Source organism: Anaerovibrio sp. RM50, from assembly GCF_000622005.1.
Lineage (GTDB): Bacteria > Bacillota > Negativicutes > Selenomonadales > Selenomonadaceae > Anaerovibrio.
Genome location: NZ_JHWV01000001.1, coordinates 162,915 through 185,703, shown reverse-complemented (window position 1 = coordinate 185,703; position 22,789 = coordinate 162,915). Strand labels below are relative to the sequence as shown.

At 45.8% G+C, this 22,789-nt stretch carries 24 protein-coding genes and 1 pseudogene; all 25 read left to right on the top strand.

The window, feature by feature from the left end:
• Window positions 1-18: 18 nt before the first annotated feature.
• On the top strand, window positions 19-279 hold the full coding sequence (gene minE, locus T525_RS0100975; protein ID WP_027405628.1) for a cell division topological specificity factor MinE: 261 nt from the start codon (window positions 19-21) through the stop codon (window positions 277-279).
• 142 nt (window positions 280-421) lie between these two features.
• On the top strand, window positions 422-1,531 hold the full coding sequence (rodA, locus tag T525_RS0100970; RefSeq protein WP_027405627.1) for a rod shape-determining protein RodA: 1,110 nt from the start codon (window positions 422-424) through the stop codon (window positions 1,529-1,531).
• Window positions 1,532-1,567: 36 nt separating this feature from the next.
• Window positions 1,568-4,139 (top strand): annotated as a pseudogene (locus tag T525_RS0100965) (TIGR03960 family B12-binding radical SAM protein).
• A gap of 31 nt (window positions 4,140-4,170) precedes the next feature.
• Window positions 4,171-5,604: an Rne/Rng family ribonuclease gene (locus tag T525_RS0100955; RefSeq protein ID WP_027405624.1), complete on the top strand. Its 1,434-nt coding sequence runs from the start codon at window positions 4,171-4,173 to the stop codon at window positions 5,602-5,604.
• Between the two features lie 151 nt (window positions 5,605-5,755).
• Entirely contained in the window at window positions 5,756-6,478 is a 723-nt protein-coding gene (rpsB, locus tag T525_RS0100950; protein WP_027405623.1) for a 30S ribosomal protein S2, read from the top strand.
• A 93-nt stretch (window positions 6,479-6,571) separates the two neighbouring features.
• Window positions 6,572-7,444: a translation elongation factor Ts gene (tsf, locus tag T525_RS0100945; RefSeq protein ID WP_027405622.1), complete on the top strand. Its 873-nt coding sequence runs from the start codon at window positions 6,572-6,574 to the stop codon at window positions 7,442-7,444.
• Between the two features lie 133 nt (window positions 7,445-7,577).
• A complete protein-coding gene (pyrH, locus tag T525_RS0100940; RefSeq protein ID WP_037324744.1) occupies window positions 7,578-8,294 on the top strand; it encodes a UMP kinase in 717 nt (238 codons plus the stop codon).
• Between the two features lie 2 nt (window positions 8,295-8,296).
• Window positions 8,297-8,854 carry a ribosome recycling factor gene (frr, locus tag T525_RS0100935; protein WP_027405621.1) on the top strand — a complete coding sequence of 186 codons (558 nt, stop codon included), beginning with the start codon at window positions 8,297-8,299 and terminating at the stop codon, window positions 8,852-8,854.
• Window position 8,855: 1 nt separating this feature from the next.
• Complete coding sequence (locus T525_RS0100930; RefSeq protein WP_027405620.1) at window positions 8,856-9,083, top strand: hypothetical protein; 228 nt, start codon at window positions 8,856-8,858, stop codon at window positions 9,081-9,083.
• On the top strand, window positions 9,067-9,240 hold the full coding sequence (locus T525_RS0100925; RefSeq protein WP_027405619.1) for a DUF362 domain-containing protein: 174 nt from the start codon (window positions 9,067-9,069) through the stop codon (window positions 9,238-9,240). Before T525_RS0100930 ends, T525_RS0100925 begins: the two co-directional genes overlap by 17 nt.
• A 130-nt stretch (window positions 9,241-9,370) precedes the next feature.
• Complete coding sequence (locus tag T525_RS0100920) at window positions 9,371-10,159, top strand: isoprenyl transferase (protein WP_027405618.1); 789 nt, start codon at window positions 9,371-9,373, stop codon at window positions 10,157-10,159.
• A 12-nt stretch (window positions 10,160-10,171) separates the two neighbouring features.
• Window positions 10,172-10,999: a phosphatidate cytidylyltransferase gene (locus tag T525_RS0100915; protein WP_027405617.1), complete on the top strand. Its 828-nt coding sequence runs from the start codon at window positions 10,172-10,174 to the stop codon at window positions 10,997-10,999.
• 93 nt (window positions 11,000-11,092) lie between these two features.
• Window positions 11,093-12,241 (top strand): 1-deoxy-D-xylulose-5-phosphate reductoisomerase, encoded by a 1,149-nt coding sequence (locus tag T525_RS0100910; protein ID WP_027405616.1) that lies wholly within the window; start codon window positions 11,093-11,095, stop codon window positions 12,239-12,241.
• Window positions 12,242-12,258: 17 nt separating this feature from the next.
• Window positions 12,259-13,290 carry an RIP metalloprotease RseP gene (rseP, locus tag T525_RS0100905; protein WP_027405615.1) on the top strand — a complete coding sequence of 344 codons (1,032 nt, stop codon included), beginning with the start codon at window positions 12,259-12,261 and terminating at the stop codon, window positions 13,288-13,290.
• A gap of 17 nt (window positions 13,291-13,307) precedes the next feature.
• The gene (gene ispG, locus T525_RS0100900) at window positions 13,308-14,369 is read left to right on the top strand and encodes a flavodoxin-dependent (E)-4-hydroxy-3-methylbut-2-enyl-diphosphate synthase (protein ID WP_369751925.1); all 1,062 of its coding nucleotides are present in this window, start codon (window positions 13,308-13,310) and stop codon (window positions 14,367-14,369) included.
• 4 nt (window positions 14,370-14,373) lie between these two features.
• On the top strand, window positions 14,374-16,083 hold the full coding sequence (locus T525_RS0100895; RefSeq protein WP_027405613.1) for a proline--tRNA ligase: 1,710 nt from the start codon (window positions 14,374-14,376) through the stop codon (window positions 16,081-16,083).
• 72 nt (window positions 16,084-16,155) lie between these two features.
• The gene (locus T525_RS0100890; RefSeq protein ID WP_027405612.1) at window positions 16,156-16,668 is read left to right on the top strand and encodes a DUF177 domain-containing protein; all 513 of its coding nucleotides are present in this window, start codon (window positions 16,156-16,158) and stop codon (window positions 16,666-16,668) included.
• A gap of 44 nt (window positions 16,669-16,712) precedes the next feature.
• Window positions 16,713-16,892: a 50S ribosomal protein L32 gene (gene rpmF, locus T525_RS0100885; protein WP_027396398.1), complete on the top strand. Its 180-nt coding sequence runs from the start codon at window positions 16,713-16,715 to the stop codon at window positions 16,890-16,892.
• 356 nt (window positions 16,893-17,248) lie between these two features.
• A complete protein-coding gene (gene fapR / locus T525_RS0100880) occupies window positions 17,249-17,809 on the top strand; it encodes a transcription factor FapR (RefSeq protein ID WP_027405611.1) in 561 nt (186 codons plus the stop codon).
• Between the two features lie 14 nt (window positions 17,810-17,823).
• Entirely contained in the window at window positions 17,824-18,855 is a 1,032-nt protein-coding gene (gene plsX / locus T525_RS0100875; protein WP_027405610.1) for a phosphate acyltransferase PlsX, read from the top strand.
• Window positions 18,842-19,840 carry a beta-ketoacyl-ACP synthase III gene (locus T525_RS0100870; protein WP_027405609.1) on the top strand — a complete coding sequence of 333 codons (999 nt, stop codon included), beginning with the start codon at window positions 18,842-18,844 and terminating at the stop codon, window positions 19,838-19,840. Before plsX ends, T525_RS0100870 begins: the two co-directional genes overlap by 14 nt.
• A gap of 1 nt (window position 19,841) precedes the next feature.
• A complete protein-coding gene (gene fabK, locus T525_RS0100865; RefSeq protein ID WP_027405608.1) occupies window positions 19,842-20,789 on the top strand; it encodes an enoyl-[acyl-carrier-protein] reductase FabK in 948 nt (315 codons plus the stop codon).
• A 38-nt stretch (window positions 20,790-20,827) separates the two neighbouring features.
• Window positions 20,828-21,769 carry an ACP S-malonyltransferase gene (gene fabD, locus T525_RS0100860; protein ID WP_027405607.1) on the top strand — a complete coding sequence of 314 codons (942 nt, stop codon included), beginning with the start codon at window positions 20,828-20,830 and terminating at the stop codon, window positions 21,767-21,769.
• Window position 21,770: 1 nt separating this feature from the next.
• Window positions 21,771-22,514: a 3-oxoacyl-[acyl-carrier-protein] reductase gene (fabG, locus tag T525_RS0100855; protein WP_027396404.1), complete on the top strand. Its 744-nt coding sequence runs from the start codon at window positions 21,771-21,773 to the stop codon at window positions 22,512-22,514.
• A 42-nt stretch (window positions 22,515-22,556) separates the two neighbouring features.
• Window positions 22,557-22,787 (top strand): acyl carrier protein, encoded by a 231-nt coding sequence (locus T525_RS0100850; RefSeq protein ID WP_027396405.1) that lies wholly within the window; start codon window positions 22,557-22,559, stop codon window positions 22,785-22,787.
• The last annotated feature ends 2 nt before the right edge of the window (window positions 22,788-22,789 follow it).

Genomic DNA, 22,789 nt, shown 5'->3' with positions numbered 1-22,789 from the left:
TTTGAGGGGGACGTATAGATGCTTGATTCAATAAAGCGCATGTTTTCGGGTGAGAAATCCGGCAAGGTGGCCAAAAGACGCCTTCAGATGGTGCTCATTCAGGACAGGGCCAGCGTTTCACCAGAGGTGATGGGCATGATTCGCGATGACATCATTCAGGTATTATCCAAATACATGATAATTGATAAGACGGATATGGAGATTTCTCTGGAAAATGTTGATGATTCTGTAGCACTGGTAGCCAATATCCCGGTTCAGAACATGAGACATCATAGATAAGAACGATGAGACTGTTGTTACGGTGATGTTATCACTATGGCAACAGTCTTTTTTGTTGTTTTTTCATCAATAGTTGTTCTTTAAAGTGGTTCGTGATAATATATATAGGCTATACTAGAATTTAAATTTGGAGGCCAGTCCCTTGATTTTAAATAAAAAACTGAGAAAAGTAGACGTGGAGCTTATTGCTGGGGTGGCGGGCATAATCATTATGAGCCTTATTACTATCGGCAGCGCCACCCATATAAATACTCCATCTGATGACAGATATTGGTACGTGCTTAGACAGGGTATATTCGCCCTTCTGAATGTGGGTATTATATTCTTTTTTATGAATTTTGATTACAAGGTGCTGCAGGTTTACGGGAAAAAGCTGTACATCTTTAACATAATAATGTTGCTGGCGGTTATGTTTCTTGGCCAGTCAGCCCTGGGGGCACAACGTTGGATTCAGTTGGGGCCAATATCATTGCAGCCGTCGGAGTTTTCAAAAATTATTATGATAATCTGTATGGCTTCTGTATTTCAGGACAAGATAGGCCAGTTGAACAAGCTGTCGGATTTGCTTCCCTTGGCGGGCTATGTGGGCATTCCGTTCCTATTGGTATTAAAACAGCCTGATTTGGGAACCTCCTTGGTATTTATGGCCATATTTATCGGCATGATATTTGCCTGTGGTGTTAATTTGAAACTTTTGGCGGGGCTGTTCGCCGGGGCCGTGGCTTGTGCCCCCCTATTGTGGCATTTCGTGCTGAAGGAATACCAGAAGATGCGAATCATGGTGTTTATGGACCCTAATGTGGATCCATTGGGTTCCGGCTATCATATTATCCAGTCAAAAATTGCCATTGGCTCGGGCATGATTTTCGGCAAGGGCCTTTTTGCAGGTACCCAGAGTCAGCTTAACTTCCTGCCGGAGAACCACACTGACTTTATTTTTGCTGTGGTAGGCGAGGAACTGGGCTTTGTGGGTGCCACGATTTTGCTTCTTTTATATCTTGTGGTACTTTGGCGGGGTATAAAGATTGCCCAGCAGGCCCAGGATAATTTTGGCATGCTGCTGGCTGTGGGGATTACTTCTATGCTGGCCTTCCATGTACTGGTAAATGTTGGCATGACTGCGGGAATAATGCCGGTAACCGGTATTCCGCTGCCATTTATGAGCTACGGCGTCAGTGCTCTTACAACCAATATGTTCGCCGTTGCCATCTTACTTAATATTTATCTGAGAAACCAAAAACTCCAATTCTAAGTTTTCTGTTTTCATATCAATAGAGGAGCTTGAGCAATGATAAAATTAGAACCTGAAATCCTGCAGGCCGTTGAAAAGCCTGCCCGTTATACAGGTCATGAGTTAAATGCTGTACATAAGGACTGGGACGGAGTGGATTGCCACTTCGCCCTGGCCATGGCCGATACTTATGAGGTGGGTATGTCCAACCTTGGCCTTAAAATTCTTTATGAGGTGCTGAATAATCGTCAGGATACTGCCTGTGAAAGAGTGTATGCTCCTTGGACCGACATGGAAGCAATCATGCGGGACAAAAGCATACCTTTATTTTCTTTGGAAAGCTTTACGGAAATCAGGAAATTCGATTTTCTTGGCTTTACCCTTCAGTATGAGATGATCTATTCCAATATTCTCAATATGCTGGATTTGGCCGGGATTCCTATCTGGGCCAAGAATCGTAGTGAGAAAGATCCATTTATCCTGGGCGGTGGTCCTACAGTTTATAATACGGAGCCTATTGCAGATTTCTTTGATTTCTTCGTTTTAGGAGAAGGAGAAGAGGTTATCACCGAAGTGGCTGAAGCCTTTGTAAAATGGAAAAAGGACGGAAAGCCAGGTGGAAGAAAAGGATTTTTAAAGGAAGCTGCCAAGTTGGAAGGTATTTATGTACCTTCTTTTTATGAGGTTAAATATAATGAAAAAGGGTATTTTTCCTCTATAACCCCAAAGGAGCCTGAGGCAAAAGCCAAGATTTTTAAACGGGTAATAAAGGATCTGGACAGAGTTCATTTTGTGGAAAAGCCTGTAATGCCTTATATTGGCATAGTCCATGACAGAATTATGTTGGAGCTTTTCCGGGGCTGCACCCGTGGCTGCCGTTTCTGCCAGGCGGGCACCTCCTATCGTCCTATAAGGGAGAGAAGCCGTGAATATCTTCGCGGATTGGCCCGTAAGCTGGTGGATTCTTCCGGCTATAACGAAATGTCCCTTACTTCCCTCAGCTCTGCGGATTATTCCTGCCTTGGGGAGCTGGTGGATGATTTGTTCTCCGATTTCGAGGGGGAAAAGGTTAGTTTTTCTTTGCCATCGCTGCGCATAGACAGTTTTTCCATAGATTTAGCACACAAGATGCAGCAGGTGCGTAAGAGCGGTCTTACCTTTGCACCGGAGGCGGGAACCCAGCGCCTTCGTGACGTAATAAACAAGGGAGTTACAGAGGAAAACCTCATGACTGCTGTGGAAGCAGCCTTTAAACAGGGCTGGAAGCAGGTTAAGCTGTATTTCATGATGGGGCTGCCTACTGAGACTGATGAGGATATTGTGGGCATTGCCAGACTGGCTGAGAAGGTTGCCAGAAAGTATAAGGAAGTGAAGGGCAAGTGGGGCGTTACTGTTACTATCAGTGTGTCCTGTTTTGTACCGAAGCCCCATACCCCTTTTCAGTGGTTTGGCCAGCTGCCGAAGGATGAATTTGAACGCCGTCAGCGTCTGTTGAAGGACAGTATTACGGAAAGAGCTGTAAAGTTCCATTATCATGACGCCAGAGTCAGCGTTCTTGAAGGAGCCATTTCCCGTGGAGACCGCCGTATTTCCAAAGTGATATATCAGGCCTGGACGGATGGGGCCAAATTTGATGGCTGGACCGATCTGTTTAAGGAGGATGTTTGGCACGAAGCCTTCAGAAAATGTGGCATTGATATGAAGGAATATAGTGAACGGACCCGTGATTTCGGTGAGCCGCTTCCATGGGAACATACCACTCCGGGGGTTTCCAAGGAATTCCTTAAGCGTGAGTGGGATAAGGCCATTGCAGAACAGCTTACTGAGGACTGCCGTCGTGGCAAGTGCTCCGGCTGTGGTGTGTGCCCATCCCTTAAGGTGGATATTGTGGACTGGAAACGCAGGGAAGGGGAGGTGAAGGCAAGTGTATAAGTATCGTGCCCAATTAACCAAGGGTGATGAAATAAGATATATATCTCATTTGGATTATGCGGGAGTTATGGAGCGTGCCATTCGCCGTGCCAAGCTGCCAGCGGCTTATACCGAGGGCTTTAATCCTCATCTTAAGATGTCCTTTGCGTCACCATTATCTTTGGGTGTAACCTCCGATGCTGAGTACATGGACTTTGAGCTGACCAAGCCCCTTTGTCAGCCGGAGATTTTTGACAAACTTTCTGCAGCTTTGCCTCCGGGAATAAAACTTATTAAGCTGAAGCCTGTAAAGGAGCCAAAACCGTGCGAAGGGAAAAAACATAAGGCCCTTATGGCTGAAGTGGAGCAGGGTATTTATGAGGTGGTGGCACCTCTTATTGGTGATTGGGATGCTGCTGTCAAGGCAGTGGAAAAATATAATTCTGCCCATGAGGTGAACTATCATCGGGTTACCCCCAAAAAAACCAGGGATATTGAAGTTAAGCAGTATATGCTGGAGCCGGTTAAGATTGGCATGAGCGGAGAATGGGTGAAACTGACCATGAATATTTCCATTACCCAGACCGGCAGCATAAAGCCAGCGGAAATATTGGAGCTTTTACATACTGAATACGGTTTGCCGGTTGCTCTTGGCAGAGCACTGATTAACCGCAGCAAGCTCATGGGCCAGGGCAAGGACCTTATTGATTTGGTGTAAGTTACACACTATACAGAAAGGAGGACCTGCAATGAAAACCATATACGTAAATGTGATGCCGGAGGAAACCCGCATGGCTGTGGTGGAAGACGGCCAGCTTATGGCTTTGGAGCTGGAAAGGCCGGACCATGCCCATCTGGTAGGCAACATATACAAGGGCCAGGTTCAGAACGTCCTTAAGGGTATGCAGGCCGCCTTCGTTGATATTGGCCAGCCCAAGAATGCTTTTTTGTATGTTGGCAACGGGAAGATTGCCTCAGCGGCAAAGGCCAATGCTCCAAGGGAAAATATAACCGTAGGGCAGAATGTTATTGTTCAGATAATAAAGGACGAGGTGGGTACCAAGGGGCCGAGAGCCACTATGCACCTTTCTATTCCCGGCCGCCATGTGGTGCTGATGCCAAATTCGGCCTATATAGGCACTTCCCACCGTATTGAGAATGAGGAGGAGCGCCAGCGCCTCCATGACATTGTAAGGGCTGCGGTTCCGGAAAATATGGGCTGCATCATACGGACTGCTGCCCAGGGACAGCCGGCGGACCATATTGTGCGGGATATAGAATATCTGGTGAAAATATGGGAGGAAATACTGGCCAAGACCAAATTGTCAGCCACCAGTGCTATGCTGTATCGGGATGCGGATTTGGTAATCCGCATAGTGAGGGATTATCTTATTGATGACGTGGATAAAATGGTTATTGATAATTCCAGGATGTATAAACGAGTGTGTGATCTGGCAAAAGTAATCTCTCCGGACATTCTTCAGCGTATTGAACTATATGAGGGAAGAAATATTTTCAAGGATAATGGCATTACCGAGGCCATGGAGCAGCTTAAGGGCCGGATAGTGGAGCTGAAATCCGGGGGATTTCTGGTTATAGACAAAACCGAGGCAATGACGGTTATTGATGTAAACACCGGCAGCTTCGTGGGAGACATGAATCTGGCGGATACAGTGTACAAGCTAAATATTGAAGCGGCCGATGAAATTATGCGCCAGTTGCGGCTCCGGGATGTTGGGGGCATAATATTGGTGGATTTCATCGATATGGAAACTCAGCAGCAAAATGAGGCACTCCTGGAAAGAATGCGTCAGCTGGCTTTGGGTGACCGTTCCAAAACCAATATAGTGGATATAACCTCATTGGGGCTGGTGGAAATCACCAGAAGAAAATCCCGCAAAAATATTGAAAGCATGCTGTATTCTCAATGTCCTGTATGTGAGGGTTCAGGAAAGGTATTGTCCTCTGAGACATTGGCAGTTAAAATTTGCCGCAACATTCGACGCATCGAGTCCAGAAAACATTCTGCAGATGGCTATATTCTTCAGCTTCATCCCCAGGCTGCCAATGAAATTAAGGCAGCGGACAGCTTCAGAAGGCTTAAGGAAGAATTTGGCATAGATATATATATGGAGTCCTCCAGGGAGGTAATGCCGGGTTCCTATATCCTTACACAAAAATAATATTTTATAGTTGCATTATGTATTTGTATATGGTATAGTATTTCACGGTGTAATTAGAAAACGCACGCCAGAGGACGTTTAACCTGTGCCCAAAGTGGTGGTTTAAACGGATGAGGCTGGCGGAGGAAATAAAAACAGGAGGTGCACCATTATGGCAGTTGTTTCTATGAAACAGTTATTAGAAGCTGGTGTTCATTTCGGACATCAGACCAGAAGATGGAACCCTAAGATGGCTAAGTACATCTTCACCGAGCGCAATGGTATCTATATCATTGATCTTCAGAAGACCGTTAAGAAGGCAGAAGAGGCTTACAACTTCGTTCGCAGCGTAGCTGAGTCCGGCAAGTCCGTTCTCTTCGTTGGTACCAAGAAGCAGGCTCAGGAGGCTATTAAGGAAGAGGCTCTGAAGGCTGACCAGTATTTCGTAAATGAGCGTTGGTTGGGCGGCATGATGACCAACTTCAAGACTATTCAGGCTCGCGTTAAGCGTCTGAAGGAGCTTGAGGCTATGGAAGAGGATGGTACTTTCGATGTTCTCACCAAGAAGGAAGTACAGGGTCTGAAGCATGAGATGGAGAAGCTTGAGAAGTATCTCGGCGGTATCAAGGACATGAAGGAGCTCCCAGGTGCTCTGTTCATCGTTGACCCACGCAAGGAGAGAATCGCTGTAGCTGAGGCTCACAAGCTGAACATTCCTATCGTTGCTATTATCGATACCAACTGCGATCCAGATGAAATCGATTACCCAATTCCTGGTAACGACGATGCTATTCGTGCCGTTAAGCTTATTACCGGTAAGATCGCTGACGCTGTTATCGAGGGCCGTCAGGGTGAGGCTGCTGAGGCTCCAACTGAGGCTGAGGATGCTGAGTAATATATAACCTTAAAAGGGGTAAGGGGATATCCCTTATCCCTTATTTTTTTGATATTTTCGATTTAAAATCGAGTTAATAGGAGGAAATAAACAATGGCACAGATTACTGCTGCATTAGTTAAAGAACTGCGCGAAATTACCGGCGCTGGTATGATGGACTGCAAGAAGGCTCTCGTTGAGTGCGATGGTGACAAGGACAAGGCTATCGATTATCTCCGCGAAAAGGGAATTTCCAAGGCTGCAAAGAAGGCTGGCCGCATTGCTTCCGAGGGTGTTGTAGCTGCTGCTTATGATGCTGCAACCAACACTGCTTGCCTGGTTGAGGTTAACTCCGAGACTGACTTCGTTGCAAAGAACGACAACTTCAAGGCACTGGTAAAGAAGATTGCTGAGCACATCATCGCTACCAAGCCTGCTGATATTGATGCTCTCAACGCTTCCATGCTTGATGGCAAGACCGTTGCTGATGTTATGACTGAGGCTGTTGCTTCCATCGGTGAGAAGCTGTCCCTCCGTCGTTTCGTTGTATATACTTCCGAGAACAAGCTTGCTACTTACATCCACATGGGTGGTAAGATTGGTGTAGTGGTAGAGCTTTCCGGCGGCAGCGATGAGCTGGCACAGGATGTTGCTCTCCAGATTACTGCTCAGAAGCCACAGAGCATTGACCGCAGTGGCGTTGACCCTGAGTATCTTGACCATGAGCGTGCTGTACTGCGTGCACAGGCTCTGGAAGAGGGCAAGCCTGAGAACATCGTTGACAAGATGGTTGAGGGCCGCCTCAATAAAACTTATAAGGAAATATGCCTGGTTGAGCAGGAATTCTTCAAGTCTTCCGACCATGAGACCATTCAGGACATCCTTGGTGATGTTAAGGTTCTCCGCTTCACCCGCTTTGAGATGGGTGAGGGCCTTGAGAAGAAGAATGAGGACTTCGCAGCAGAGGTTGCAGCTCAGATTAAGTAATTAAATATTTAATTCTCATAGAAAAAGGGACTTGCATAGGCGGTCCCTTTTCTTTAAGATATAAATGGTAAATATTGTTTTTGAGTTTTTATATATTGAAAATTAGTTATTCTCAAAGTTGGAGGTTGTTACAGTGGGAAAATACAAGCGCGTTCTACTAAAGCTTAGTGGCGAGTCTTTGGCAGGTGATCAGGGATTTGGCATTAATCCTGTTGTGGTTGAAGCTATCGGAAAGCAGATAAAGCGCGTACATGATGCCGGTATTGATGTGGCTATCGTTGTGGGCGGTGGCAATATCTGGAGAGGTCTGGCAGGAAGTGCCAAGGGTATGGACCGTGCCCAGGCTGATTACATGGGTATGCTGGCTACTGTTATCAATGCATTGGCCATTCAGGATGCTCTGGAGCAGCAGAATGTGCCTGCCCGCGTGCAGACTGCCATTGAAATGCGTCAGGTGGCTGAGCCTTATATTCGCCGCAAGGCTACCCGTCACATGGAAAAGGGCAGAGTGGTAATTTTTGGAGCCGGTACCGGTAATCCATATTTCTCTACTGATACTACCGCAGCACTTAGAGCAGCTGAAATAGAGGCAGATGTTATCCTCATGGGCAAGAAGGGTACTGAGGGTATCTATGATAAGGATCCTAACCAGAATGATGATGCCAAAAAATTTGACAATATCAGCTACAAGGAGATTCTTCTCCGCAGCCTCAGCGTAATGGATTCCACTGCCACCAGCCTGTGCATGGATAATGATATTCCATTGGTTGTATTTAAGATTGACGATTTCGAGAATATATACCGTGCAGCAATCGGTGAAGATATTGGTACTACTGTAGGAGGAAAGTAATCATGATTAACGACATTATCTCTTCCAATGAACAACGCCTGAATAAGTCTATTGACGCACTTAAGAGAGAATTTGGTTCCCTCCGTGCAGGCCGTGCTACTCCATCCCTTTTGGACAAGGTTATGGTGGACTATTATGGTACCCCAACCCCTGTAAATCAGGTGGCAAAGGTTTCTGTACCAGAGGCCCGTATGATTATGATTCAGCCGTGGGAGAAGACCATGCTTCATGAAATTGAAAAGGCTATCATGAAGTCTGAGCTGGGACTTTCCCCTAACTCTGATGGCACAGCAATCCGTCTGTCAATTCCGCAGCTTACCCAGGAGCGTCGCAAGGAGCTGGTTAAGACTGTCAGCAAGAAGGCAGAGGAGGCAAAGGTGGCTATCCGCAATATCCGCCGTGATGCCAACGAGCACATTAAAAAGCTTGAGAAGGACAAGGAAATCACCGAGGATGAGTCCAAGAAGGGCCAGGAAAAGTTCCAGAAAATCGTTGATGGTTTTATTAAGAATGTGGATACTTTGAAGGAAGCAAAAGAAAAAGAAATCATGGAAGTATAATATGGAAATTGATGTTGTAGGCAGACCGTGGCATTTGGCCAAAACCTTGCTTAATGATGCCCATATAATGTATAATGTAACGGTAACCCGACCGACGAAGGACTTTTTTAAGCTGGAGCCTGAAGGGTATTATGTTATCAGACAGCGTGAGCTTTCTGATGGCACGTTAGATATTAGAGTAGCAGCACGTCTGCTGAAGGAGGTTTCTAGTAATGGCTTACAAGATTGAAGATGGTTGCATTTCTTGCGGTTCCTGCGCAGGTACTTGCCCTGTAGAGGCAATTTCCGAGGGCGACAGCAAGTACGAGATCAATGCAGATGTTTGTGTTGAGTGTGGTGCTTGTGCAGCAGGTTGCCCTGTAGGCGCAATTGTTGCTCCTGAATAAGACACGCAGCCGTTAGCATCGGATAAAAGTGTCATTGCCCCTCAATATGCAAATTTGAGGGGCTTCTTTTCTTAATTGCAACATCTTAGTTTTTGTACTATTCAAAAAAGCTGTGAATAGGGGTTAGGATATGTGGAAAAAGATATTTGGTAAATCTGATAAGACAAACATTGAACCTGGTGAATCTCTGTTTGAACAAATAGATAGGGAGCGTTTGCCGCGGCATATAGCTATTATCATGGATGGTAATGGCCGTTGGGCCAATGGAAAGGGTATGGTGCGTTCCGTTGGTCATACGGCAGGAGTAAAGGCCCTTAAAAGGACTTTAAAAGCAGCAATTGCTCTTAATTTGGAAGCCATGACTGTATATGCCTTTTCCACAGAAAATTGGAAACGACCAGCTACTGAGGTAGAGTTCCTCATGAAGCTGTTTTCAGAATATCTTGAAAAAGAAATTGCCGAAATGGACAGTGATAATGTCTGCATAAAGTTTATCGGAAGAGTCAATGAACTGTCGCCGGGACTGCAAAAGCAGATAGCTGATGCAGAGCAGCGTACTGCTAACAATACTGGCGTAAGGTTTACTGTTGGCGTCAATTATGGTGGACAGGATGAAATGATGCGGGCGGTAAGGTCCCTGGCTCAGGATGTGAAAAATGGCACTTTGGAACCAGATGATATTGACTGCAAACTCATCGAGTCCCATCTTGATACCAGAGAACTTCCACCAGTGGATTTGGTAATACGTACCAGTGGTGACATGCGCCTCAGTAATTTCCTTATTTGGCAGACCGCTTATGCGGAATTTTGGTTTACAGATACCAACTGGCCTGATTTCGATAAAGAGAAACTTGCAGAGGCTTTGCTGGATTTCGGCCAGCGTGAACGACGTTTTGGCGGTCTTAATAAAAAGAAATGAGGAAACTGATTAATGCTTACTAGAATAATTACCGGAATTGTTGGTATTGTGCTGGCGGCTCTGGTTATTCAGACCGGTGGAACCGTATTTGCGGCCGCGGTGCTGTTGTTGGCCTTTGGGGCCTGGCATGAGTACTGCAATGCCTTTCAGCAGAAGGGCTATAAGCCAACTCTGGTTACCGGTATGGTGTTGATTTCCATTATGTGGGCAGGTGGATTCCTTGGAAACAACGGATTACTGTTGGGTGCAGTGATGTTTTCGGCACTGGTAATTATGTTGCTTACGGTTTTGAATCATGATAAATTTGACGTTTTATCTGCTGTTATTTCAGCGGCAGGTGTTTTCTATATAGGTTTATCCTTTGTTCATTTGGTGCTGCTTCGTTTTGTAGGCGGGGACACTGTTATTTCCACCAGCCTTGGAGATTTCCAGACGGGCTGTGCTATGGTGTGGATAGCTCTTATTGGCACTTGGGCCAGTGATACCTTTGCGTATTTTGCCGGCTGTTTTTTGGGAAAGCACAAGCTGTGTGAGAAGATTAGCCCCAAAAAAACCATTGAGGGCTTTATCGGCGGCCTGCTTGGAACCACTGCCTCTGTTGCTGGGCTGGGTGTATTCTTTGGTCTTGATGTAATTATGATGGCCGTTTTAGGATTTTTCATCTGCATTGTTGCTACATTGGGGGATTTGGTGGAATCAGTGGTGAAGCGCTATACAGGTATTAAGGATTCCGGCAATATTATTCCTGGTCATGGCGGAATCTGGGATAGATTTGACAGTGTAATTTATACTGTTCCCTTCGTATATTATTTCATGTATTGTGCAAGGTTTGTGGGCTAAGCCACCAGCTTTGTTGATGGGTGTAAAGTGGCAGTAAAGCGAAAATGCTTTATTGCCTATTTCTCTTTAAGTGGATTTTAAGGAGTATGTTGTATGAAGAATTTAGTTGTATTAGGGTCCACCGGTTCCATCGGTACACAGACCCTTGATGTAGTTCGCGATAATCCTGAGTTGTTCCATGTGTCTGTTTTGGTAGCTAATCGCAGTGATGAGCTTTTGGAAAAGCAGATAAATGAATTTCATCCGGAGATGGCTGTTTTGTCTGATGAGGATGCTGCTCAGCGGTTAAAGAGCAGATATTCCGGCAAAACCAAGATAATGGGAGGCCGTGAGGCCGTGATAGAAGCAGCTGTTTTTCCAGAGGCTGATACGGTGGTTACTTCTCTCATGGGCTTTGCAGGGCTGGAGCCTACTATGGCTGCCCTTGAGGCCAGAAAGAATATTGCCCTTGCCAACAAGGAAACCCTGGTGGTGGCTGGTGAGCTGGTAATGGCCAAGGCCAAGGAAATGGGCTGTGCTATCCTGCCGGTGGACAGTGAGCATTGTGCTCTGTTTCAGTGTTTGCAGGGACAGGACCGTAATGCAGTGGAAAAACTGATTCTGACTGCTTCCGGTGGCCCGTTTAGAGGGAAAAAGGCCAGTGAGCTTACTGAAGTTACCAAATCCGATGTACTGGCCCATCCAACCTGGAATATGGGACAGAAAATAACTGTTGATTCTGCATCCTTGGTGAACAAGGGCCTTGAGGTTATTGAAGCTAAGTGGCTCTATGGCGTTACTTATGATCAAATTCAGGTGATGGTTCACCCACAGAGCATTGTTCATTCCATGGTGCAGTATCGTGACGGTACTGTAATGGCACAGCTTGGATGTACAGATATGCGTCTTCCTATTCAATATGCGCTGACTTATCCTGAAAGAGTGGAGTCACGTTTCCCAAGGGTGGATTTTTATGAGCTGGGCAAGCTGACCTTTGAAAAGCCAGATATGGACACATTCCGTGGCTTGAAGCTGGCTTTTGAGGCTGGTAAAACCGGTGGTTCCATGCCTTGCGTTATGAACGCAGCCAATGAGGTGGCTGTGGAGTCATTTTTAAAAGGGCAGGCTGGTTTCCTTAGAATCTACGACCTTATTGAAAATGCCATGAATAAGGCTGAGGTTATCTATAATCCTACTTTGGAGCAGCTTCTTGAGGCTGATAAGTGGGCCAGGGAGATTACCCGCCAGGAACTGTCTAAATAATAAAGGGAGTATACATTATGTTATTAACTATAGTATCTGCGGTTTTTGTATTTGGACTTTTGGTGCTGGTTCATGAGTGGGGACATTTTATTACCGCCAAGATGACTGGTATGCGGGTTGATGAATTTGCCATTGGCTTCGGCCCCAAGCTTTTGGACTGGAGAAAAGGGGAAACCCTTTATGCTATTAGGGCAATCCCTTTGGGGGGCTATAACAAAATTGCCGGTATGGATCTGGATGAGGAAGAGGACGATGCTGGTGAAAGAGCCTATTACAGACGGCCTGTTTGGGCCCGTATGATTGTTATTTTAGCTGGCTCCTTTATGAATTTCGTGTTACCGGTGATTTTGTTTTTCTTGATTTTTGTTTTCGCCGGTATTCAGACTCCTAATACAGAGCCTCTTGTGGGTGGCGTTATGGCCGGAGCTCCTGCGGAATCTGCGGGACTGGCAGCAGGTGATAAAATTCTCACCATTAACGGTCAGCCAGTGACTGAATGGAAGGACATATCCACCTTGCTTAGTGACGGAGCAGGCAAGCCTTACGAGGTAACCTATCAGCGTGGGGATGATATTGCAAAAACAACTGTAATTCCAATGGAGGATGAATCCACAAAGCGTATTATAATTGGAATTCAGGGCACCCTTGTGACCCAGGAGGTTTCCATTGACGAGGCAGCCAGCCTTTCTGTTGAAAAGACGGTGAATATTATTAAGAGTATGCTGGGGGCCTTGGTGCTGCTTTTTACCCAGGAGGGGGCATCAGCAGAACTGTCCGGTCCAATAGGAGTAGCCCAAATGGCCGGCGAAGTGGCTCAGCATGGATTTATTCCGCTGCTTAATTTTGCGGCATTTTTGAGTCTCAACCTTGGTATAGTTAATTTGCTTCCTGTTCCTGCCCTTGATGGCGGTCATTTTGTGACATTGTGTATTGAGGCAGTACGGGGCAAGCAGATGAGCAAGCAGGTAATGTACTACATCCAGACGGTGGGTGTGGTGCTTCTTATTAGTCTTATGATTTTCGCTACATTCAATGATGTAACCAGGTAATGGAGGGATTTTCAGTGATTAAGCGCAAAGAAACAAGACAGATTCATATTGGCAATGTGGCCATTGGCGGCGGTGCTCCAATATCCGTTCAGTCCATGACCAATACCAAAACCACTGACACTGAATCCACTGTAGCCCAGATTAATGCATTGCAGGCAGCTGGCTGTGATATTGTCCGTCTGGCAGTGCCTGATATGGATGCAGCCCTCAATTTGGGAAATATTATTAAAAAAGTGAATGTTCCATTGGTGGCGGATATTCATTTTGACTATCGCCTTGCCCTGGAGGCAATAAATCAGGGAATTTCTGCACTTCGTCTTAATCCCGGCAATATTGGCGGGGAGGAGAAGGTTAAGGCAGTGGTAACTGAGGCCAAGAAAAATAACATTCCTATCCGCATTGGTGTTAATGCCGGCTCCCTGGATAAAAAGCTGCTGGCAAAATATGGCGGTGTTACTGCAGAAGCGTTGGTGGAATCTGCCATGGAGCACGTGCGCATTTTGGAAGCCCAGGATTTTCACGATATGAAGATTTCCTTAAAGGCCCATGATGTGCCACTTACCCTTGAGGCCTACCAGCTTATGTCGGAAACCGTGGATTATCCGTTGCATCTGGGCATTACTGAGGCAGGTACTGCCAGAACAGGCATGATAAAATCTGCAGTGGGCATTGGTGCCCTTCTTGCCCAGGGCATTGGCGACACCTTCCGTATTTCCCTCACCGGAGATCCGGTGGTGGAGGTTAAGGTGGCCAATGAAATCCTTAAATCCCTTGGTATGAGAGAATACGGACCAACCCTTATTTCATGTCCGACATGTGGACGTACCAGTATTGATTTGGCTGGCATTGCTGATGAGGTGGACAGAAGACTTCAGGGCATAACCAAGCCAATTTCCGTTGCCGTTATGGGCTGTGTAGTAAACGGCCCTGGGGAAGCAAAGGGTGCTGATGTGGGCATTGCCGGCGGAAACGGCGAAGGCCTGGTATTCAGAAAAGGTGAGATAATCCGCAAGGTGAAGGAAACTGAACTTGTTGAGGAATTATTCAAGGAAATAGATAAGATTTTACAGGAGGATTAAGATAGTGCGCGCAACTAGACTTTATGCACCAACATTGAGAGAAACACCGGCAGAGGCAGAGGTAAAAAGCCATCAGCTTATGCTTAGGGCCGGTATGATACGAAAGGCTGCCGGCGGCCTTTATACATATATGCCGCTGGCTTGGAGAAGCCTTAAGAAAATCATGCAGATTATCCGTGAGGAAATGGATGCATCCGGTGGTCAGGAAATTGCCATGCCAATCGTACAGCCTTCTGAAATTTGGAAGGAGACTGGCCGCTGGTCAGTATATGGTGATGAGATGTTCAGAGTTTCTGACCGTCATGGCCGTGAGTTCTGTCTTGGTCCAACCCATGAGGAAATGGTTACTACCCTTATCCGTGATGAGGTCCGTTCCTACAAGCAGCTTCCTCTTATGCTGTATCAGATTCAGAATAAATATCGTGATGAGATTCGCCCCCGTTTTGGTCTTATGCGTGGTCGTGAGTTCATTATGAAGGACCTTTATTCCTTTGATAAGGACGAGGAGGGAATGAATGAGTCCTACAAGATTATGTATGATGCCTATACCCGTATATTCAGCCGCATGGGCCTGGAGTTCCGTCCTGTAGAGGCTGATAACGGAGCCATCGGCGGTGGCCATTCCCATGAATTTACTGTGCTGGCTGAGGCTGGTGAGTCCAATATTGCATATTGCACCAAGTGTGATTATGCCGCTTCTGATGAAAAGGCAGAACTTGCTGTTATAAAGGCTAACGAAGAGGACATGAAGGAACTGGAGAAGGTTTCCACTCCTGATGCCCATACTATCGAGCTGGTGGCTGAGTGCCTGAATTTGCCCTTGGACAAGACCATTAAGGCTGTTGCCTTCCAGGATGATAAGGACGAGCTTATTTTGGCCTTTGTTCGTGGTGATCACGATGTTAATGATGTTAAGGTAGTAAATCTCTTTGATGATTCCATTGAGCTTCATATGGCAACAGACGAGGCTATTGTTGCCGCCGGAGGAGTACCAGGCTTCATGAGCCCAATTGGTTTGAAGGAATGCACCAAGGTTGTGGTGGACGCCACTGTTATGGAAATGTTCAACGCCTGTGCCGGAGCCAATGAAAAAGATATGCACTATATTAATGTTAATCCTAAGCGGGATTTCAAGGATGTTATTGTGGCGGATATCCGTATGATTAAGGAAGGAGATGCCTGTCCTCACTGCGGAGCTCCTGTAAAGATGACCAGAGGTATTGAGGCCGGTCAGGTATTTACCCTTGGTACCAAGTATTCCCAGTCCCTCCATGCTACCTTCCTTGACGAAAACGGCAAGGAGAAACCATTGGTTATGGGGTGCTACGGAATCGGGGTGAGCCGTACCATGGCAGCAGCCATTGAACAGAACAATGATGAAAACGGTATCATCTGGCCAAGGGCTATTGCCCCATTTGAAGTTGTAATCGTTCCTATTAATGCCAAGAGCGAAGAGCAGCTGAAAATTGCGGAGGATATTTATGAGGAACTGAAAGCCAAGGGGGTTGATGTTCTTCTGGATGACCGCAAAGACCGGGCTGGTGTAAAGTTTAAGGATGCTGACCTCATTGGCTATCCGCTGCGTATTACTGTAGGTCCAAAATCTGTGGATGAGGATTCCATAGAACTGAAGATCCGCCGCAACGGTGAAATGGTAAATGTTACCAAGGCTGAGACTGCCGCAAAGGCTGTTGAAATGCTGGAAAATCTTTAATTGTTTTTTGTCAAGGTAATTCTCTTGACAAACAATATAGCTGTCGCTATAATAAATGAGGTTGATATCTATATGATGAAAATTAGTATAATTGAAGCCAATGAAAACCTTGGTTCCCCAGTTTCTTTTGAGTTTTTGACCAATGCTCAGGAGCTGGATGCCCTTCACGAGAATTACAGCTTTAATGGTGATATAACCATTAAAGGAGAGCTTGTGGCAACGGGCAGGGGATATCGTGTAAGCGGCCGGATTTCCTGTACCAAGTCGTTTGTGTGCGACCGTTGTTTGGAGGAATCCTCACAGCAACAAAGCCATGAATTTGACGAGGAGTACCAGAAAAGAGGTCAGGGTTATGCTGAAGATGACCAAGATGTGAATTATTTTGATGGCGACCAGATCGATATATCTTCTATGATTAGGGATGTTCTTTTGTCTGACCAGCCGTTAAATAATATATGCAACGCTGATTGTCGCGGTCTGTGCCTCAAGTGTGGTGCAAACCTCAATCATGGCGATTGTGGCTGTGACCGTACTGTTATTGACCCAAGACTGGCGGCATTGCAGCAATTATTGATTAAGAAATAATTCTATTCATTAGTGAATGTTTCGTTAAGGAGGTGTATCCTGAAATGGCAGTACCAAAGCGTAAAATGTCTAAGGCTCGTCGTGATTCCCGTCGTGCCAACTGGAAGTTAGAGGTTCCTGGTTTCGTAGAGTGCCCACAGTGCCACGAGCCAAAGATGCCTCATCATGTTTGCACAGAGTGTGGTTACTATGATGGCAAGGAAGTTATTTCCGCAGCTGAATAATTGACTGCTGAATGAGCAGGCTTCACGGCCTGCTCATTTTTAATGTAAGTAATGAATTAAGAAAACAATATATTAGGAAATGTTTTAATTGTGTACATAATTCAAACATTTAGTAGCTGATAATATTTTTCTTGCCTTTTCAGGTGAAAGTTAATATAATCATAAGCAGTTAGTAGGACTTGGTACTAATTTTTGTATTCATTAGCCTGCGGCCATTGGCAAAGTGTCAGATTACCAAAGGGATTGATGTGATTCTCATAATGAATGAATTCATTTGTTAAATTGACACTTTGTAATGTTTGGAATGAAATGCAGTTTTGTGATATTATGGTTATGTTGTTTTAAAGGTGAGTAAAATGGCGCGAGTAAAAAAGAAGGAAAGACATACACTTTTAATGCGTCAGGTCGGCGAAAAACCTTTTCTCACAGATGAAGAACTGGCCAAGCTCCTTGAGGTAAGTATTCAGACCATTAGACTGGACCGTATGGAGCTTGGAATCCCTGAGGTGCGTGAACGCATCCGCAGGGTGGCAGAAGAGGCTCGTGAAAAAGTAACCACTATTGAAAAGGATGACCTGGTAGGTGAGCTTATTGACCTCCAGCCCGGACGATCTGGGATATCCCTTTTGAAGATTACAGAGGAAATGGTATTTTCCAAGAATCAGATTGCCAAGGGACATTACATATTTGCACAGGCCAGTTCTCTGGCGGTGGCAGTAATTAATGCACCTATGGCTGTAACTGGTGTGGCAAATATCAAGCATAAGGTGCCGGTTAAGTTGGGCGAGATGCTTGTTGCCAAGGCAGAAATTATCCGTCAGCGCAGCAATAAATTCTTTGTCTGGGTTAAAACCAGAAACGACAAGGAAGAAGTATTCCGGGCCAAGTTTATCGTGGTTTCGTTGACTGAGAGTTAATAGGAGGCTCAAAATTGAAACTTGCAGTAGATGCAATGGGCGGTGATTACGCTCCAAAGCAGATAGTCATGGGGGCAATTGAGGCCGTAAAGAAATATGACTGTGAAATAGTCCTGGTGGGTGACCAGGAAAAGATAGAAGCTGAGCTTAAGGCCAATCGTGCCCAGAATCTCGATAGATTAACCATACACCATGCTACTGAGGTTATCGAGATGGGAGAGCATCCCGTGGATGCAGTCAGAAAGAAAAAGGATTCCAGCCTGGTAGTGGCTACCAAACTGGTTAAGAGCGGTGAATGTGACGGCGTGCTGTCAGCGGGCAGTACTGGCGCTGCTACTACGGCAGCGACACTTTTCCTGCGTACCATTAAGGGAGTAGATAAGCCATCTATAGCAACCCCCCTTCCTACCAAGGACGGATTGGTGCTTCTTCTGGATTCCGGAGCTATTGTTGACAGCAAGCCAAAGGATCTGACAGAGATGGCTCTTATGGGGTCCATATATAGCCAGTATGTATATGGTATAGATAATCCCAAGGTGGGTCTTCTGAATGTAGGTGAAGAAGAAACCAAGGGTAATAAAAAAGTTCAGGCTACATACCCAATGCTTAAAGGCATGAATTCCATAAATTTCATTGGAAATGTTGAAGGCCGTGATATTCCTACAGGAATGGCAGATGTTGTAATTTGCGATGGATTTGTTGGGAATATTGTGTTAAAATTTGCTGAGGGTTTGGCAGTAACATTATTGGATTTGATTAAGGATGCCATTAAAAATGGCGGAATTTTCGCCAAGCTTGGCGCTGTGCTGGTTATGCCGGCACTGAAAAAGCTGGGTAAGCGACTTGATGTTACAGAGTATGGCGGTGCACCTTTACTTGGTGTTAATGGCTGCTGTATAATATGCCATGGTTCTTCCGATGCAAAATCAATTTGCAGTGCAATTAATGTTGCCAACGAATATGTTAAAAATAATGTGGTTGAACGCATTAGGGATAGCATAGAGAAGGAGGAGATGCTGGCGAATGACAACGATGAAGAAAAATAGTGCAGGCATCTTGGGAACGGGTTTTTATGTTCCGGAGAAAATTTTAACTAATGATGATTTATCCAAGATTGTAGATACAAGTGATGAGTGGATTACAGAGCGTACAGGAATAAAGGAACGCCGTATAGCAGCCGATGATGAGGCCACTTCAGATTTGTCCATGAAGGCAGCGGAGCAGGCTCTGGCAGACGCCGGGGTATATCCTGAGGAACTGGACCTGATTATTGTGTGTACCCTTACATCTGATCGAATTATTCCGTCCACAGCTTGTATGCTTCAGACCCGTTTGGGCGCAAAGAAGGCAGCAGCCTTTGATTTATCAGCTGCGTGCTCAGGCTTTGCATACGGACTCAGTGTGGCGGCTCAGTTTATTGAGACTGGTGCCTATAAGAAGGCATTGGTGGTGGGAGCCGAAACTCTTTCCAAGTATATTAATTGGGAAGACCGCAACACCTGTGTGCTCTTTGGCGATGGTGCAGGTGCAGCAGTGCTGGGACAGGTCGAAGAAGGTTATGGAATTCTAAGTTTTGATTTGGGGAGCGACGGTTCCGGCGGGGATGCAATTCAGATACCTTCCAGTGGCAGCCGCTTGCCAGTCAGCAAGGAGACAATAGACCAGCGACTTAATCTGATTCATATGAATGGCAAGGAAGTCTTCAAATTTGCCGTTAAGGCCATGGGAAATACTGTGAAGCATTCCCTGGAAAAGATTGAAATGCCACAGGAACAGATTGATTGGCTGATACCTCATCAGGCTAATATCAGAATTATCCAGTCTGCGGCCAAGAGATTGTCTATGCCGATGGATAAGGTTGTATTAACTGTTCAGAAATATGGAAATATGTCAGCGGCTTGTATACCAATTGCTTTAGCCGAGGCCGCTGCTGAGAAGCGCTTTAAAAAAGGCGATATAATAGCACTGTCTGGCTTTGGCGCAGGCCTTACCTGGGCATCATGCATAATCAGATGGTCTAAGGAGGATTAACATGTTTGAGGAAAATCCCATTTGTAAATTATTAAATATCAAGTACCCTATTTTTCAGGGCGGTATGGCATGGATAGGCACAGCTGAGCTGGCTTCTGCAGTATCCAATGCTGGCGGTCTTGGTATTATTGGCGCAGGTCACATGCCTCCGGATATCTTGAGAGCAGAGATTCAGAAGGCTAAGAAATGGACCGACAAGCCATTTGGTGTAAATATAATGCTCATGTCTCCTTTCGTAAAGGAGGTAATGCAGGTAGTTGTTGATGAGCGTGTAGCTGTTGTTACCACTGGTGCCGGTAATCCGGCTGAGTATCTGCCAGCTCTTAAGGAGGTTGGTACAAAGGTGATTCCTGTTGTGGCATCTGTAGCTTTGGCAAAGCGCCTGGTTCGTTCCGGGGTTGATGCAGTCATTGCTGAAGGTACTGAGTCTGGCGGTCATATTGGTGATATTACTACAATGGCACTTGTTCCACAGGTAGTAGATGCAGTTGATGTACCGGTTATTGCTGCCGGCGGTATTGGTGATTCCCGTGGTATCACTGCTGCCATTGCATTGGGCGCATGCGGCGTTCAGATGGGTACCCGCTTTGTAGTTTCTGAGGAGTGTATTGCTCATGAAAATTACAAGAACCTTGTTCTGAAGGCAAAGGATCGTTCCACTGTCGTTACTGGCCGCTCCACTGGTCATCCTGTACGTGTAATCAGCAATAAGATGACCCGTGAATATGCTGAGCTGGAGGCAAAGCAGACTCCTATTGAGGAACTGGAGAAGTTTGGCGCCGGCCGCCTGAACCTGGCAACTCATAAGGGAGATGTGGACAATGGTTCTGTTATGATTGGTCAGATTTCCGGTATGATGGAAGAAATTAAGCCAGTTGCAGTTATTATGGAAGAACTGGTTTCCGGTCTTGCAGCAGCAAGAGACAGAGTAGTGGCTTTTTCCAAATAATTTTAGTAATTTTAATATAGGCAAATGGAGAATATAAAATGAGTAAACTTGCTTTTGTTTTCCCTGGACAGGGTGCACAGAAGGTTGGTATGGGTAAGGACTTCTATGATCATTATGATGTGGCAAAGAAGCTCTTTAAAGAGGCTGATGAGGCACTGGGCTATTCCATTATGAAGATGTGCTTCGAGGGCCCAGAGGATGATTTGAAGCTGACAGCAAACACTCAGCCAGCAATTCTCACCATTAGCTGTATTGCTAATGAAATTCTGAAGGAAAATGGCATTCAGCCAGATATTACTGGTGGTCACTCCCTTGGTGAGTATTCTGCGCTGGTTGCTGCCGGTGTACTGAAGTTCCAGGATGCTGTTGCTCTTGTTCATAAGCGCGGTGAATTTATGCAGGAGGCTGTTCCTGTCGGTGAGGGCGGTATGGCTGCTATCATCGGTGTTGATCGTGACAAGATTATTGAAATCTGCCAGTCCATCAACGACGAAAGTCCTGTACAGGCTGTAAATCTTAACTGCCCTGGCCAGACTGTTATTGCTGGTGCAACCTTAGGCGTAGAGAAGGCTGTAGAGGCGTTGAAGGCAGCAGGTGCCAAGAAGGCTGTTATTCTGCCTGTAAGTGCTCCATTCCATAGTACCCTTATGAAGCCAGCTGCGGAAAAGCTGGCTGTGGAGCTTGATAAGGTTACCATGTCTGATGCCAAGATTCCTGTTGTGGTAAATGTTAATGCCCATATTCTTACCAACGCAGATGAGATTAAGAGCGCTTTGGTAGCCCAGGCTGCCAGCCCTGTTCTCTGGGAAGATTGTGTGGCCCAGATGCAGGCATTTGGTGCTGATACTCTCTTGGAGGCAGGCCCTGGCAAGACACTCTGTGGCTTTAACCGCAGAATCGATAAGGCGATTAAGAGCCTGAATGTTGAAGATGTTGAGTCACTGGAAAAAACGCTTGACTATTTCAAGGAGGTTCGCTAATATGCTTTTAGATGGAAAGTCTGCCCTTGTTACGGGCGGTTCCCGTGGCATAGGCCGCGCAATTGCAATTAAGCTCGCATCTGAAGGTGCTGCTGTTGCTATTAATTATGCAGGCAATGCCAAGGCTGCTGAAGAAGTTAAGTCAATTATTGAAGCAGCTGGCGGTAAGGCTATGATTGTACAGGCTGATGTATCCAACGGTGAGTCCGTTGATGCTATGATTAAGGAAGTAGTTGATACATTCGGTGGAATTGATATTCTTGTAAATAATGCTGGTATTACCCGTGATGGCCTTCTTATGAGAATGAAGGAAGAAGACTGGGATGCAGTTATTAATACTAACCTTAAGGGCGTATTCTACTGCACCAAGGCTGTTTCCAAGCTCATGATGAAGAAGCGGGCAGGCCGCATTGTAAATATGGCTTCTGTTGTAGGCCTCACCGGTAATGCCGGACAGGCAAACTACTCCGCAGCCAAAGCCGGTGTTATTGGTTTTTCCAAAACCATGGCCAAGGAACTTGCTTCCCGCGGTATTACCGTGAACATGGTTGCACCAGGCTATATAGATACCGACATGACCTCCGTTCTTCCAGAGAATGTTCGCGAGGCCATGGTAGCTGGTATTCCACTGGGCAGAGTTGGCGCTCCTGAGGATGTTGCCAATGCAGTTCTGTTCCTGGTGTCTGATAATGCATCTTATGTTACTGGCCAGGTCATCAATGTTGATGGCGGCATGGTTATGTAATATAGTCTATAGATGAAACTTGTTTGAGGAGGTGAACCATACATGTCTACTTTTGAGAAAGTAAGAGATATCGTTGTTGATCAGTTAAGTGTAGATGCTGATGATGTTGCAATCGAGTCCACTTTTATCGATGATTTAGGCGCTGATTCTCTTGATATTGTTGAGCTCATCATGGCTTTTGAGGAGGAGTTCGGCATCGAGATTCCAGATAGCGCAGCTGAAAAGATTAAGACCGTTCAGGACGTTGTAACTTTCATTGACCAGAACAAATAAGC

Bases quoted from the DNA above. Each gene is read 5' to 3' on its own strand.
- minE (WP_027405628.1), top strand. From the start codon at position 19: ATGCTTGATTCAATAAAGCGCATGTTTTCGGGTGAGAAATCCGGCAAG.
- frr (WP_027405621.1), top strand. From the start codon at position 8,297: ATGATTAACGACATTATCTCTTCCAATGAACAACGCCTGAATAAGTCT.
- tsf (WP_027405622.1), top strand. From the start codon at position 6,572: ATGGCACAGATTACTGCTGCATTAGTTAAAGAACTGCGCGAAATTACC.
- fapR (WP_027405611.1), top strand. From the start codon at position 17,249: ATGGCGCGAGTAAAAAAGAAGGAAAGACATACACTTTTAATGCGTCAG.
- rpmF (WP_027396398.1), top strand. From the start codon at position 16,713: ATGGCAGTACCAAAGCGTAAAATGTCTAAGGCTCGTCGTGATTCCCGT.
- T525_RS0100870 (WP_027405609.1), top strand. From the start codon at position 18,842: ATGAAGAAAAATAGTGCAGGCATCTTGGGAACGGGTTTTTATGTTCCG.
- T525_RS0100920 (WP_027405618.1), top strand. From the start codon at position 9,371: ATGTGGAAAAAGATATTTGGTAAATCTGATAAGACAAACATTGAACCT.
- T525_RS0100955 (WP_027405624.1), top strand. From the start codon at position 4,171: ATGAAAACCATATACGTAAATGTGATGCCGGAGGAAACCCGCATGGCT.
- T525_RS0100890 (WP_027405612.1), top strand. From the start codon at position 16,156: ATGATGAAAATTAGTATAATTGAAGCCAATGAAAACCTTGGTTCCCCA.
- T525_RS0100930 (WP_027405620.1), top strand. From the start codon at position 8,856: ATGGAAATTGATGTTGTAGGCAGACCGTGGCATTTGGCCAAAACCTTG.
- T525_RS0100910 (WP_027405616.1), top strand. From the start codon at position 11,093: ATGAAGAATTTAGTTGTATTAGGGTCCACCGGTTCCATCGGTACACAG.
- fabD (WP_027405607.1), top strand. From the start codon at position 20,828: ATGAGTAAACTTGCTTTTGTTTTCCCTGGACAGGGTGCACAGAAGGTT.
- rseP (WP_027405615.1), top strand. From the start codon at position 12,259: ATGTTATTAACTATAGTATCTGCGGTTTTTGTATTTGGACTTTTGGTG.
- T525_RS0100915 (WP_027405617.1), top strand. From the start codon at position 10,172: ATGCTTACTAGAATAATTACCGGAATTGTTGGTATTGTGCTGGCGGCT.
- fabG (WP_027396404.1), top strand. From the start codon at position 21,771: ATGCTTTTAGATGGAAAGTCTGCCCTTGTTACGGGCGGTTCCCGTGGC.
- rpsB (WP_027405623.1), top strand. From the start codon at position 5,756: ATGGCAGTTGTTTCTATGAAACAGTTATTAGAAGCTGGTGTTCATTTC.
- T525_RS0100850 (WP_027396405.1), top strand. From the start codon at position 22,557: ATGTCTACTTTTGAGAAAGTAAGAGATATCGTTGTTGATCAGTTAAGT.
- fabK (WP_027405608.1), top strand. From the start codon at position 19,842: ATGTTTGAGGAAAATCCCATTTGTAAATTATTAAATATCAAGTACCCT.
- T525_RS0100925 (WP_027405619.1), top strand. From the start codon at position 9,067: ATGGCTTACAAGATTGAAGATGGTTGCATTTCTTGCGGTTCCTGCGCA.